We start from the raw sequence: 13074 nt of genomic DNA on the forward strand, positions 1-13074 counted from the left end.
CTATATTATTGTTATCTGATTTATCCATCCTTCTCATCCTTCTTTCTTCTAATTAACTCTTCATAAATATTATCAAAACTCAAACCAAAAGTATAAAGTGAAAGTGCTATATGAAAGTATAAGTCTGTTACCTCATAAACAAATTCGCTTTTATCCCCTCTCATACCAGCTATAATAGTTTCAACCGCTTCTTCTCCAAGTTTTTGAAGTATTCTACTTTTTCCTTTATTCAGTAGTTTACTAACATATGAATCCGGTTTCGGGTTTTCTTCTCTATTTTTAAAAGTTGAAAACAAATACGATAAAATAGCTGACTTTGACTTCTCTTCTACTAAGCCGCTATTCTCTATCTTCCTATAAAAGCAACTTCTGTTTCCTGTATGACAGGCAATCCCACCAACTTGTTCTACTAAAATAAGAAGAGTATCCCCATCGCAATCAACTTTTATCTCTTTAACCCTTTGTATGTGGCCACTCGTTTCGCCTTTATGCCACAAACACTTTCTCGATCTGCTATAAAACCATGTTTCGTTAGTTTCAATTGTTTTCTTTAAGGACTCCTCATTCATGTACGCCATCATTAGAACATCTAATGTATAAAAATCCTGAACAATAGCTGGAACAAGACCAGATTTATCAAATTTAATTTTAGATATTATATTATCTATCAATCGTTTAATATCTCCCTTTCTTTGTTAGAAAGAAGTTTATCAATTTCTTGGATAAAAGAATCCGTTATCTTTTGGAACTCGTTTTTAAACCTCTTCAGATCATCTTCTGAAATCTCTTTATTTTTTACCTTTTTCTCCAAAATTTCAAGTTCGTCTCGCCTTATATTTCTTACAGCTACCCTCGCCTCTTCAGCCATCTTTTTAACAACCTTTACAAGTTCCTTCCTTCTCTCCTGAGTTAGAGTAGGAATCACTATTCTCAAAACCATCCCATCCACTTGAGGAGTAAGTCCTAAATCAGATAATCTAATTGCTTTATCTACTGCTTGAAGAGCATTCTTATCATAAACGTTAATAAGAAGAGTTCTTGCATCTTGTTGAGAAACGTTCGCAAGCTGTTTAATGGGAACAGTAGTCCCATAATAATCAACCTTAACGTGATCTAAAAGAGCGGGAGACGCTCTTCCTGTTCTTACAGAAGCAAATTCTTTTGAAAGATTATCAATAGCTTTTGACATTCTCTGTCTTAAGTGTTCTACTTCTTTTGAATTCAATTAATACACCTCCTTTTATCAGATATTAATTGAAAAGTTAACTAATAAACCAGCGTACCCACCTTCTCTCCCTTTAGAGCTTTTTCTATATTGCCAGGTTCAAGCAAGCTAAATACCACTATAGGTATTTTATTGTCCATACACATAGATATTGCAGTAGTATCCATTACAGAAAGGCCTTCTTTAAGTACGTCCATATATTTTAGCTTATCAAATTTTACAGCACCAGGATTTAGCTTTGGATCGGCATTATAAACGCCATCTACAGATGTAGCTTTAAAAATAACATCAGCACCAATCTCTGCTGCCCTTAATGCAGCTGCAGTATCAGTAGTAAAATAAGGGCTTCCTGTCCCAGCCGCAAAAATTACTACCCTTCCTTTTTCTAGATGCCTTATAGCCCTGCGCCTGATATATGGCTCTGCTACTTCTCTTATCTCAATTGCAGTCTGTACCCTGGTTTGAACTCCTCTTCTCTCAAGAGCATCCTGCAGGGCAAGTGCATTAATTACAGTAGCAAGCATTCCCATATGATCTGCTGTAGCTCTATCCATACCAAGAGCTACTCCAGATAAACCTCTAAAGATGTTTCCCCCTCCCACAACTATAGCAATTTGTATATCCTCATTAGAAACGTTATAAATCTGCCTTGCTAAATCGGTCAGGACTTCAGGATCGAGGCCATATCCTTTTTTACCCATAAGCGCTTCACCGCTTAATTTTAATAAAACTCTCCTAGAACTCATAAATCCCCCTCCTGATAAATTTTATACGCTCTCTCCTAAAGAAAAACGAGAAAATCTCCTTACTACAATGTTTTCCCCAACTTTGGCAATCATCTGGTTTATTAGATCAGAAATCTTAATAGAAGGATCTTTTACAAAGGGTTGTTCTAAAAGACAAACTTCTTCATAAAACTTCTTAATTTTACCCTCTACAATTTTATCAAGCATATTTTCTGGTTTGCCTTCCTGTCTTGCTTGATTTTTGAGAATTTCCTTCTCAGAATTTAACACTTCTTCTGAAACATGCTCTTTAGAAATATAAATAGGATTAGATGCAGCAATCTGCAGAGCAATATCATGTGCAAGATTCAAAAATTCATCAGTTCTTGCAACAAAATCAGTCTCGCAATTAAGCTCCAAGAGTACTCCAATTTTTTTGTTTTGATGGATATAAGCTTCAATTATTCCTTCCTTTGCTTCTTTACCAGCTCTTTTAGCAGCCTTTGCAAGCCCTTTTTCTCTCAAGTATTTTATTGCCTTCTCCATATCACAAGAGCACTCTTGCAGAGCCTTTTTGCAGTCCATAATTCCTGCTCCGGTTCTCTCTCTTAGCTCTTTAACGATTTCACTTTTTATTTCCACTTTATATCTACTCCTTAAAATAGTTTATTATTTAGATTTTAGATTTAATAAATTTATACAGCTTCTTCTGTACTTTCCTGAAATTCCTTACTTTCAGATACCTCAACAGCATCTTGCCCTTGTTTTGCCTCAATAATTGCATCTGCAATTTTCCCAGCAATGAGCTTTATAGCCCTAATTGCATCATCATTAGCTGGAATTATGCAGTCGACTAAATCCGGATCACAATTGGTATCTACTATACCTATAACAGGTATGCCAAGCTTCCTTGCTTCAAGAACTGCTATTTGATCCTTCTTTATATCAGCAACAAATAAAGCACCAGGCAATCTGTTCATGTTTTTCATGCCACCAAGACTACTTTGAAGCTTAGCAAGCTCTTTTTTGAGCTTCATAGCTTCTTTTATAGGATACAAATCTATTCTTCCGCTTGCCTGAAGTTCTTCCAATTCTTTTAATCTTGTAATTCTGCTCATAATTGTTACAAAATTTGTAAGCGTACCGCCAAGCCATCTGGTATTTACATACGGCGAACCACACCTTATAGCTTCTTCTTTAATGGCATCTTGAGCCTGTCTTTTAGTTCCAACAAACAAAATTTCTTCACCTTCAGAAGCAATTTTTCTAGCAAAATCATAGGCTGCTTCGAAACAACGAAGAGTTTTTTGAAGATCAATAATATAGATTCCATTTCTAGCAGTAAAGATGTAAGGTTTCATTTTCGGATTCCACCTTCGCGTCTGGTGCCCGAAATGTACCCCTGCTTCTAAAAGCTGTTTCATAGAAATTATTGACACTACAACCTCCTTAAATATACCTCCGCCAAAAGAAAAAAATTGGCGTGCGAATTTACCGAACAATCGGCTAAAAAAGTTTATCACAAACATTATATTCAGTAAAGACTCAAAACTTTCTTTAAGTGTTAAAATAAATTAATTTCTTCTTTTTAAATTTTGGAGGATCTAATTTATGGAAATAATTTTTATAAGACACAGCAACGCTGAAACCATCGGCATAGAACAGAAAGATTTTGACAGGAAACTAACTCCAAAGGGTGTTAAAAAGGCAAAAAAGATTGCGAAGGGCCTAAAAAAGATCTTTAACAATGAAATTGTAGAAATCTGGACCAGCCCAGCTCAAAGGGCATTTCAAACATCAAAAATAATAGCAGAAACTTTAAAGTGTGAAAACGTAAAAGAAATGGATTCTCTCTGGGAGAGTGATTTTATAAAATTTTTGCATGATATAAAAAACGTAGATGAAAATGTAAGATTAATATGTATAGGACATCAACCCACTCTCACAGACTGGGTAAAAAGTCTTACGGGATCAATAGTATCATTTAAAAAGTGTTCATGTTTGAGCCTTACAATAGATCCTACCAACCCTCACTCAGGAACCCTTAACTGGTTTTTTGATGTAAAATTTATAGAAAAAATCCTGGACGTCTAAGTTCTACCTTGATAATTATCTCCGTTTTCTCTAACCTAAATAAATCTATCCCTTTTTGTACCCTATCAAGGGCATTTCCAATCATTTGGCAAGTCTTTAAACTAACTATCAGCAGGAATACTATTCTCTAATTTTTATAATATGAAAATCGTATTTATATCCTCTATAAAATGATAAATTTCCATAAATTTCCTCCAATTGAATCAGTTCTTATTTTCGTTATAATATAATTACAGAAAAAAATGTTAAGAAAAAAAGTTTGTAAAAGATGCAATACAATAAATTTTGCCGATGCAAAGTTTTGCAGAAATTGTGGAAATTCATTAATAATCTCAAAGGAAATTAGAGATGAATTAAACAACATTGAAAACGATGATTTTTCACTTGCTACACCAATTGGAGGTCCCATCTGGACATTTCAATTACTATTTTCAAATTGGGCAAAAAAACAAGAAAAAAGATATTTAAAATATATAAATAAATTTACATCATTAAAAACTTTATTATATGCAATTATTTTAGCAAAAAGTACTTATAAGGAGTTTGTTTTTGATAAAAAAAACAACAACTTAGCTTTAAGTTATATAAATTTATATATTTTAAATTTTCTAATTGGATACATCTTCTCTCTGGGCTTTTCATTAAATCTTTTGTTAATTGCATTATTGCTAAGCCTCACAGAGGCAGCAATAATATTTGCCAAAATTATAGTATTGAAGTTTTTGACTCATACGCTGGTAAAGGTGTCTTTTCCAAACGATTTATTTTTAAGATTGATCTCTATCACATGCGCACCGCTATTCTTAAGCTTCATACCTTACAGTTGGGAAATTTTGAAAATTTATATATTTTTTACCCAGGCAGTTGGCATTAGGGATATAACAAACTGCACAACATTAAAGTCTTTTTTCATAAGTCTATGTTTATCAATAGTAGACATCATTATTTGGGGAACGCTAAGCCCTTATATTCATTCTATTAAATTTTAGATTTATTAAAAAATTGTTATATAATCTAAATTAATAGTATTATGAAGTCAATAGATTAAAAATCTGGAAGAGAGGAAACGGTGTGGATAAGGATATAAAGGATATAAAAGAAAATCAAAACGAAACAAAAGAATTACCCTATAGGGAATTACCCTTAATACCTCTAAAAGATACGGTAATCTTCCCTCATATGGTAGTACCTCTTTTTATAGGAAGAGATAAATCGCTAAAAGCACTTGAAGAAGCAATGTTAAAGTATGAAAAACACGTTTTGGTAGTCTCTCAAAAAAAGCCCGATGAAGAAGCTGAAATAGAAGGCCTTTATCAGGTTGGAGTAATAGCAAATATACTTCAAATATTAAAATTGCCTGACGGTCATGCAAGAATAGTTGTGCAAGGCACAGATAGAGCAAAAATTTTATCATTTAAACAAACCGATCCATTTTTTCTTGTCGAATTTGAGAAACTAGAAGAAGAAGATTCAAAGGATCCAGAAATTGAAGCAATGGTAAGAGTCCTTATTAGCAAATTTGAAGAAGCTACAAAACTTGGGAAAAATATTCCAAGTGAAGCTGTGATAGCCATATATAATATAAGTGAACCATCAAGATTATCTGAATATATAGCTACTCATCTTATAAACAGCACAGAAGAAAAACAACTTATTCTTGAAACCACTGACCTAAAAGAAAAACTAAAAAAGTTACTCAAATATGTGCAAAAAGAAATTTCTATTCTAGAAGTAGAATCAAGAATCAAGAATCAAATAAACCAGGAGATGGAAAAACATCAGAAGGAATTCTACCTTAGAGAACAAATTAAAGCGATCCAAAAAGAACTTGGAGAAGCAGAAGAAAAACAAGTGGAATTAGAGGATCTTAAAAACAAAATTAAAGAAGCAAAAATGCCCCCAGAAGTAGAAAAAAAGGTTTACAAAGAAATTTCCAGATTGGAAAAAATGCCCTCTACTTCTGCAGAAGTACCAGTAATTAGAACATACCTTGATTGGGTTATAAATCTTCCCTGGTCAAAAAAGTCGAAAGATAATCTCGATATATTAAAAGCTGAAAAAATTTTAGAAAGAGAACACTATGGGCTTAAAAAAGTAAAAGAGAGAATAATAGAATTTTTAGCTATAAGAAAGTTAACAAAAAGTCTTAAGGGACCAATTCTTTGTTTTGTAGGACCACCTGGTGTAGGAAAAACTTCTCTTGGAAAGTCAATTGCAGCGGCATTAAACAGAAAATTCATAAGAATCGCGTTGGGCGGCATGAGAGATGAAGCAGAAATAAGAGGACACAGAAAAACATATGTAGGAGCACTACCAGGTAGAATTATTCAAAGTATTTCTCAAGTGCAAACTAATAATCCTGTATTTATGATGGATGAAATAGATAAAGTTGGTACCGATTTCAGGGGCGATCCAACAAGCGCCCTACTTGAAGTTTTAGACCCAGAGCAAAACCATTCTTTTACTGATCACTACTTAGAAGTTCCTTTCGATCTTTCAAACGTTATGTTCATAACTACTGCAAATCTAATTGATCCTATTCCAGAACCTTTAAGGGATAGAATGGAAATAATAGAGATCCCGGGATATACAGAAGATGAAAAAGTAGAAATTGCTATGAGACATCTTTTACCCAAGCAACTAAAATTTCACGGTTTAAATAAAGAAAAAGTTAAAATCAACAAAGATGTAATAATAAAAATTATACGGGAATACACCCACGAAGCAGGTGTAAGAAATTTAGAAAGAAATATTGCATCTTTATGTAGAAAAGCAGCAAAATTAATTGCTACCAACAAGGCAAAAAGCGTAACCTTTACCGTTAAAAATCTAGAAAAATATTTAGGAGTAGCAAAGTATAGCTACGGAATGGCAGACGAAGTAGACAGGGTAGGTGTGGTAACAGGCCTTGCATGGACACCTAGTGGAGGAGACATCTTGTTTATCGAAACCCTAATATATCCGGGTAAAGGACAATTAACCCTAACTGGCCAACTTGGTGATGTCATGAAAGAATCAGCTCAGGCAGCACTTAGCTATATTAAATCCAATGCAAAAACATTGAATATTTCTGAAGAAATTCTTAGTAAGAATGATATGCACATTCACGTACCAGAAGGCGCAATACCTAAAGATGGACCATCAGCAGGAGTCGCAATTGCTACCTCAATGGTATCAGCTCTTACTGGCAAAAAAGCAAACAAAAACGTTGCAATGACAGGAGAAATAACGCTTAGAGGACAGGTGTTACCAATAGGAGGTATTAGAGAAAAGCTTCTTGCAGCTCATAGAGCAGGGATTAAAAAAGTTTTAATTCCTGAAAAAAATAAGAAAGAAGTTGCAGAAATCCCAAAAAATGTATTAAAAAATTTAGAAATAACTTACATTAAAGAAGTTCAAGAAGCCTTTCAGGCTACTCTTTTAGACAATTAAGCAAAAAATTGTCAAATATATTCGAAAACATAATATCTCAAAATGATTAAACTAATCTTAAATCGTATAAAACGAGAAATTTTTCTAGTATTTTTTATCATTTTATTTGGAACATGTGGATACATGTTTCTAGAACATTACACTCCAATTGAAGCACTTTTTATGACAGTCATAACAATAACAACTGTTGGTTATGAAGAAGTAAAGCCTCTTGACAATGCTGGAATGTTATTTAGCATAATTTTAATACTATCAAGTTTTGGCATATTTGCATTCGCTATCTCAAGAATAGTAGATTATATGTTTAGCTCATATTTCGAAGAAAGAGAGAAGATGAAAATGGAAAACAAGTTAAAAAAACTTAAAGATCATATTATAGTATGTGGATATGGCAGAATGGGTTCTATCGTAGCAAAAGATTTGAGAAAAAACAAAAAAGACGTAGTAATAATAGAAAATAATCCCCAAACTTGTGAACTTGCAAAAAAAGATGGGTTTATCGCTATCGAAGGAAATGCTACTAATGATGAAATGCTAATAAAAGCTGGCGTAAAAGTAGCAAAATCAATAGTAGCTACTACCTCATCTGAGCCAGATAATGGGTTTATAAGTCTTTCTGCAAAAAAACTTAATCCGCAAATATTAGTTATCAGTAGAGCCAGTAATACAGAATGGATATCAAAATTACACCTTGCTGGTGCAGATGAAGTGATATCTCCACATACCTTTGGTGCAAGGAGAATTGTAAACTTTATATTAAATCCAGGGCTTGTTGAATTTCTCGACATTTTAAGAGATGAAAATATTGACATATTTATGGAAGAATTAATTGTAAAACCTAACTCCATACTCAATGGCAAAACTTTTAAATCATGGGAGGATTTAAGATTATTCTTAGATGTTCCATCTCTAATACCTTTAACATTTTGTATCGAAAAATATAATAAGTGCCCACATAACGAGGAGTTTACATTAAAAGAATCTGATAAAATAATCATAATCGGTTCAAAATCGGATATAGAGAGAGTTAATAAACTTGTATTGCAAAATAGCAATTGACTATCATAAGTTTTTTATTTGTATAAATTTTAGGTATTTTAAAAAGTTGAAAGTAAGCTTGTATCATGGGTAAATCTTTTTTAAGCTTTTTACCAATATATATTTTGATAGCTATAACAATTTTCGTGTTTGCATTCAAAGATTTTATTATTCAAGTACTTCTTGCCCTTATTTTTGCTATAGTTTTATCTCCTCCTGTAGACTTTCTTGAAAAAAAGAAAATTCCAAGATTTTTTGGATCTTTAATAATATTTTTCTCGGTAATCTCATTTATGGTCATTATTTATTTACTTATTGCACCTATTTTGAATTTCGAAATCCAAAAATTAGTCGCATCTTTTCCAGATTATCTTAAAAATTTTGATGACGTCTTTCAAAATTTTTTAACCAATTTACAAATAAATCCAGGACATTATATTTGGTTGAATTTAATTCTCCAAAAATTAAGGGATCACTTTCAGGAATGGATTGGTAATGCATTAAATATTTTAGGTGCATCAACATTTGATTTAATAAATAAAGCCATATCCTGGCTAGTTTTCCCTATTCTAACTTTATTTTTTATGAAAGATCTTCCAATCCTTACCAAAGGTATTTTAGAAATATTTCCACAAAACAAAAGAACTCTCATAAAAGAAATTGGATCCTGTCTCACTCACGGCATTAGAGCCTATGTAAAAGGACAACTTATTTTGTCAGTCACTATAGGATTTTTGACAGGTCTAGGATTATTCTTTTTAGGTATCGAATATTTCCTTCTTCTTGGTGTTTTGGCAGCTATTTTAGAATTTATTCCTTATCTGGGGCCAATGCTTGCTTCAATTCCTGCTCTTATAGTTTCAATAGCAATTTCACCTTTGAAAGCTTTCATAGTACTTATTTTCTACATTATACTTCATCAATTTGAAGGAGTAATAATAGCGCCAAACATAATGAGCAAAAGCATCGACGTGCCTCCATCTCTGGTAATAATTGTGCTCACTATTGCTGCAGCACTTGGCTCAATTCCTGGAATGCTTTTATCAATCCCTCTTACTGCTATTTCTAAATCTCTTTATGAATATTGGCAAAAGAGCCGCACTAAACCCTAAAAGTATAATAAATATTTTTTCAGGAGAAAAGATGAAAGCTATACGCGTTTTGGGACTCACAAAATCCTATAAATCAGAAACCAATATAGTTGCCGTAAACAATTTATCCTTTGAAGTAGAAGAGGGACAGGTTTTTTGTCTTTTAGGTCCTAATGGTGCTGGTAAAACTACTACTATAAGAATACTCAATACACTTTTAAAAAAGGATAAGGGTCAAATCTATTTTTTTAATATTGATTTAGACAAAAAACCACAAGACATAAAAAATATTATCGGTGTGGTCCAACAGCACACAAATGTCGATTCAGAACTTACGGTATGGGAAAATCTTTTGATTCACTCTATGCTTCATAAAATGAATAAAATGTTGTTTAAAGAAAGAGCGAATCAGCTTTTAGAAGCTATAGATATGATTGACAAAAAAAACAGGTTTGCAAATAAACTCTCTGGTGGAGAAAGGAGAAAGCTTTCTATTATTAGAGCGCTTTTACACAATCCAAAAATTATATTCTTAGATGAACCAACTGTTGGACTAGATACTTTTACTAGAAGATCTATCTGGGAAAATATAAAACAACTCAAGTATTCTGGCAAAACAATAATTTTAACTACACATTATATTGAAGAAGCTCAAATGCTTTCAGATCTCGTCTTAATAATAAACAAGGGGAAAAAGCTTATTGAGGAAACTCCAAATACTCTAATAAATAGATTGGGCAAAGTTACACTTGAATATCAAGAAAATGGTAAAACGATATATAAATTTTTTAATACCAATCAAGAAGCAAAAGATTTTAGCGTAAATCTTAAAGATTTAAATTCTATCCTTATTAGAGAAACAAATTTAGAAGACGTTTTCGTCACAATGACAGGAAATGGAGGTGAAGATTATTGCAACTCTTTAGAGAAGTGTTTCCCATAGTCTTAAGAGATCTGATAGTTTTAAAAAGAAGACTTATAATATTAATTGGTTCTAATCTTATGGGACCAATTTTATATCTTACGGCATTTGGCTGGGGTTTAGGCTCACAAATTCACACTTCAGAAGGTTCATATCTCAACTTCGTTCTACCTGGCATATTATCTCTTACAGCAATGACATCTGCATTTAATGGTTCTGGTCCTTCAATAACAATCTCAAGAATATATACCAAAACTTTTGAAGAACTCTTAATAGCTCCTATTAAAACATCAAGCATCGCCATTGCAAAAATAATCACAGGTTTAATTAGAGGAATACTTGCCTGTATCTCTCTAATATTTGTATCATTTTTTTACGGCGCGAATCCTTTTTTATGGAACGCTATATTTATAATTCACTTAACTTTTTGTCTTCTTATCTTTTCGTCTATGGGAGTGGTAGCCGGGCTTATAGCCTCATCTCATGAAACAATGAACCGTCTTAATTCTTTTTTTATAACTCCAATGGCTTTTTTAGGCGGTACTTTCTTTAATACAAGTTTACTGCCTTTTCCAATAAACCAAATTATAAGTCTTCTCCCTATTACCCCATGTTCAAATGGCTTAAGAGCAGCAGCTTTAGGAAAACCTCAAAATTTAAGCTTTTTCTTCCTTGAATCTATTTGGCTCATTTTTCTTGTAAGTATTATAATTTATATTTTAAAAAACAAAGAATTAACCACCCCATACTCATAGCTTTTTTTAAAGATTTAAAACAGTATATTTACCCATATTTGCATATTTATTCCATTTTGCAGCCTTTCTCTTTTCTTCGCTTAGGCTTAAAAGATTGGAAATATTTCTTATTATGCATTCCTTAGTTTTTTCTATAGTTAAATCTATATCTCTATGTGCACCACCAAGGGGTTCTTCGATTATCTCGTCAATTATACCTAACGAAAGCAGATCATAAGATGTCATCTTAAGAGCGCTAGCTGCTTCATCAGCAAATTTTGCGTCTCTAAAAAGTATAGATGCACAACCTTCTGGGGATATAACAGAAAACACAGAGTTTTCAAGCATTGCTATTCTGTCAGCAACAGAAATTGCTAAAGCACCACCCGATCCACCTTCTCCAATAACAATTGCTAACGATGGAATAGAAAGAGAACTCATAAGACAAATAGACTCCGCAATTGCATTAGACTGTCCTCTTTCTTCAGCCTCTATACCTGGATATGCGCCTGGAGTATCTATAAACGTGATCAAAGGAAGATTAAATTTCTGGGCGTGCCTCATTAATCTCATAGCCTTTCTGTAACCCTCTGGATGAGGCATTCCAAAGTTCCTGTACATATTACTTTTGGTATCGCTACCCTTTTGATGCCCAATAAAAACCACGCTCAAACCAGAAAGCCTTGCTATTCCACCTATTATTGAGGGGTCATCACGATATAACCTATCTCCTTTCATTTCAAACCAGTCATCAAAAATTCCTTTTACAAAGGTAAGAGTACCTGGTCTTTTTGGATGTCTAGCTATTTGAAGCCTCTGGTAAGGAGTTAGATCTTTCATAGTAATCTTATACAAGTTCTCCACTCTTTTTTGAAGAGATTCTATCTCTCCTGTCATGTCAACACCAGTTTCAGCAGATACTCTTTTTAACTCTTCAATTTTGTTATAAAGGTCTATTATTGGTTTTTCAAAATCAATATATTGATCTTTTTTATCAATAGCCATGCCAGCTCACCAACTTATTTAAAGTCTCTTTAATTGCTTTTCTTTCAATTACAGCATCTATCATACCATGTTCTAAAAGATACTCCGACCTTTGAAATCCTTGTGGCAATTTTTGCCTTATTGTCTGCTCTATAACTCTTGGTCCAGCAAAACCTATCAAAGCACCAGGCTCAGCAATAATTACATCTCCCAGTGTTGCAAAGCTTGCAGAAACACCTCCCGTCGTTGGATGCAATAAACAAGAAATATAAAATCCTCCGCTCTCCTTGTATTTTCCAATAACCATTGCAGTTTTAGCCATCTGCATAAGAGAAAACATTCCTTCTTGCATTCTTGCTCCACCAGATGCACTAAACAGTACAAGCGCTAATCTTTTTTCTCTGGCATAATTGGTAATTCTAAATATCTTTTCTCCTACCACAGATCCCATACTTCCGCCAATAAAGTCAAAGTCCAAAATTCCTACAGCAATCTTCTTATCACCAATTGTACCAACTCCAACTATTATTGCTTCTTCTTTAAGAGTTTTAGACTGAGCTTCCTTAAGTCTTTCAGAATATGGCATTGTATCAACAAAATTAAGACTGTCCACCGGAAGAATCCCTGAAAACATTTCTTCAAAATTATCAAATGTAATATCTATTCTTTCTTGAACGGTTAGTCTAAAATGATAATTACAATGATGACAAACTTTAAGATTATCGTTTAATTCACGAGTATATATTGCATTACTGCAATTTGGACATTTTGTCCAGAGACCTCCTGGTATCTCCTTTTTTTTAACGTTAAAAAATTTATCTAGCAAAAT

At 33.0% G+C, this 13074-nt stretch carries 14 protein-coding genes; 7 read left to right on the forward strand and 7 right to left on the reverse strand.

Annotation, left to right across the window (positions count from 1 at the left end; translation table 11 throughout):
• Positions 1 to 20: 20 nt before the first annotated feature.
• From hisIE to rpsB, 5 genes are read right to left on the reverse strand one after another with little or no spacing between them, the layout of a single operon-like run.
• Positions 21 to 671 (reverse strand): bifunctional phosphoribosyl-AMP cyclohydrolase/phosphoribosyl-ATP diphosphatase HisIE, encoded by a 651-nt coding sequence (gene hisIE / locus TDSAC_RS06530; protein WP_108309443.1) that lies wholly within the window; start codon positions 669 to 671, stop codon positions 21 to 23.
• Complete coding sequence (gene frr, locus TDSAC_RS06535) at positions 668 to 1225, reverse strand: ribosome recycling factor (protein WP_108309444.1); 558 nt, start codon at positions 1223 to 1225, stop codon at positions 668 to 670. Before frr ends, hisIE begins: the two co-directional genes overlap by 4 nt.
• 41 nt (positions 1226 to 1266) lie before the next feature.
• Complete coding sequence (gene pyrH, locus TDSAC_RS06540) at positions 1267 to 1971, reverse strand: UMP kinase (RefSeq protein WP_108309445.1); 705 nt, start codon at positions 1969 to 1971, stop codon at positions 1267 to 1269.
• Between the two features lie 21 nt (positions 1972 to 1992).
• Positions 1993 to 2592, reverse strand: a complete 600-nt coding sequence (gene tsf / locus TDSAC_RS06545) for a translation elongation factor Ts (protein ID WP_108309446.1) — start codon at positions 2590 to 2592, stop codon at positions 1993 to 1995.
• A 53-nt stretch (positions 2593 to 2645) separates the two neighbouring features.
• Positions 2646 to 3389, reverse strand: coding sequence for a 30S ribosomal protein S2 (gene rpsB, locus TDSAC_RS06550; protein WP_108309447.1), 744 nt, complete (start codon positions 3387 to 3389; stop codon positions 2646 to 2648).
• Positions 3390 to 3561: 172 nt separating this feature from the next.
• On the opposite strand from rpsB, the gene TDSAC_RS06555 reads away from it, so the two are divergent.
• The 7 genes from TDSAC_RS06555 (at position 3562) to TDSAC_RS06585 (ending at position 11282) form a co-directional block, all read left to right on the forward strand.
• Positions 3562 to 4044 carry a SixA phosphatase family protein gene (locus TDSAC_RS06555; protein WP_108309448.1) on the forward strand — a complete coding sequence of 161 codons (483 nt, stop codon included), beginning with the start codon at positions 3562 to 3564 and terminating at the stop codon, positions 4042 to 4044.
• Positions 4045 to 4286: 242 nt separating this feature from the next.
• A complete protein-coding gene (locus TDSAC_RS09095; protein WP_199919738.1) occupies positions 4287 to 5033 on the forward strand; it encodes a hypothetical protein in 747 nt (248 codons plus the stop codon).
• Positions 5034 to 5115: 82 nt separating this feature from the next.
• Positions 5116 to 7476: an endopeptidase La gene (gene lon / locus TDSAC_RS06565; protein ID WP_108309449.1), complete on the forward strand. Its 2361-nt coding sequence runs from the start codon at positions 5116 to 5118 to the stop codon at positions 7474 to 7476.
• 42 nt (positions 7477 to 7518) lie between these two features.
• On the forward strand, positions 7519 to 8535 hold the full coding sequence (locus tag TDSAC_RS06570) for a potassium channel family protein (RefSeq protein ID WP_108309450.1): 1017 nt from the start codon (positions 7519 to 7521) through the stop codon (positions 8533 to 8535).
• A 65-nt stretch (positions 8536 to 8600) separates the two neighbouring features.
• On the forward strand, positions 8601 to 9626 hold the full coding sequence (locus TDSAC_RS06575) for an AI-2E family transporter (RefSeq protein ID WP_108309451.1): 1026 nt from the start codon (positions 8601 to 8603) through the stop codon (positions 9624 to 9626).
• A 31-nt stretch (positions 9627 to 9657) separates the two neighbouring features.
• Positions 9658 to 10548 (forward strand): ABC transporter ATP-binding protein, encoded by an 891-nt coding sequence (locus TDSAC_RS06580; RefSeq protein ID WP_108309452.1) that lies wholly within the window; start codon positions 9658 to 9660, stop codon positions 10546 to 10548.
• Positions 10518 to 11282 (forward strand): ABC transporter permease, encoded by a 765-nt coding sequence (locus tag TDSAC_RS06585; RefSeq protein ID WP_108309453.1) that lies wholly within the window; start codon positions 10518 to 10520, stop codon positions 11280 to 11282. Before TDSAC_RS06580 ends, TDSAC_RS06585 begins: the two co-directional genes overlap by 31 nt.
• A gap of 6 nt (positions 11283 to 11288) precedes the next feature.
• On the opposite strand, the gene TDSAC_RS06590 is transcribed toward TDSAC_RS06585, so the two are convergent.
• Both TDSAC_RS06590 and accD read right to left on the reverse strand, forming a co-directional pair.
• On the reverse strand, positions 11289 to 12266 hold the full coding sequence (locus TDSAC_RS06590; RefSeq protein ID WP_108309454.1) for an acetyl-CoA carboxylase carboxyltransferase subunit alpha: 978 nt from the start codon (positions 12264 to 12266) through the stop codon (positions 11289 to 11291).
• Entirely contained in the window at positions 12256 to 13071 is an 816-nt protein-coding gene (gene accD, locus TDSAC_RS06595) for an acetyl-CoA carboxylase, carboxyltransferase subunit beta (protein WP_108309455.1), read from the reverse strand. The genes TDSAC_RS06590 and accD overlap by 11 nt, the downstream gene beginning before the upstream one ends.
• Positions 13072 to 13074 lie beyond the last annotated feature (3 nt).

This window comes from Thermodesulfobium acidiphilum (assembly GCF_003057965.1).
In the GTDB taxonomy this organism is placed as follows: Bacteria; Thermodesulfobiota; Thermodesulfobiia; order Thermodesulfobiales; family Thermodesulfobiaceae; genus Thermodesulfobium; species Thermodesulfobium acidiphilum.

What these genes read in the sequence shown, in the direction of transcription:
- pyrH (WP_108309445.1), bottom strand. Translation starts at nt 1,971, where the DNA reads ATGAGTTCTAGGAGAGTTTTATTAAAATTAAGCGGTGAAGCGCTTATG.
- TDSAC_RS06555 (WP_108309448.1), top strand. Translation starts at nt 3,562, where the DNA reads ATGGAAATAATTTTTATAAGACACAGCAACGCTGAAACCATCGGCATA.
- TDSAC_RS09095 (WP_199919738.1), top strand. Translation starts at nt 4,287, where the DNA reads ATGTTAAGAAAAAAAGTTTGTAAAAGATGCAATACAATAAATTTTGCC.
- TDSAC_RS06570 (WP_108309450.1), top strand. Translation starts at nt 7,519, where the DNA reads ATGATTAAACTAATCTTAAATCGTATAAAACGAGAAATTTTTCTAGTA.
- TDSAC_RS06575 (WP_108309451.1), top strand. Translation starts at nt 8,601, where the DNA reads ATGGGTAAATCTTTTTTAAGCTTTTTACCAATATATATTTTGATAGCT.
- TDSAC_RS06580 (WP_108309452.1), top strand. Translation starts at nt 9,658, where the DNA reads ATGAAAGCTATACGCGTTTTGGGACTCACAAAATCCTATAAATCAGAA.
- TDSAC_RS06590 (WP_108309454.1), bottom strand. Translation starts at nt 12,266, where the DNA reads ATGGCTATTGATAAAAAAGATCAATATATTGATTTTGAAAAACCAATA.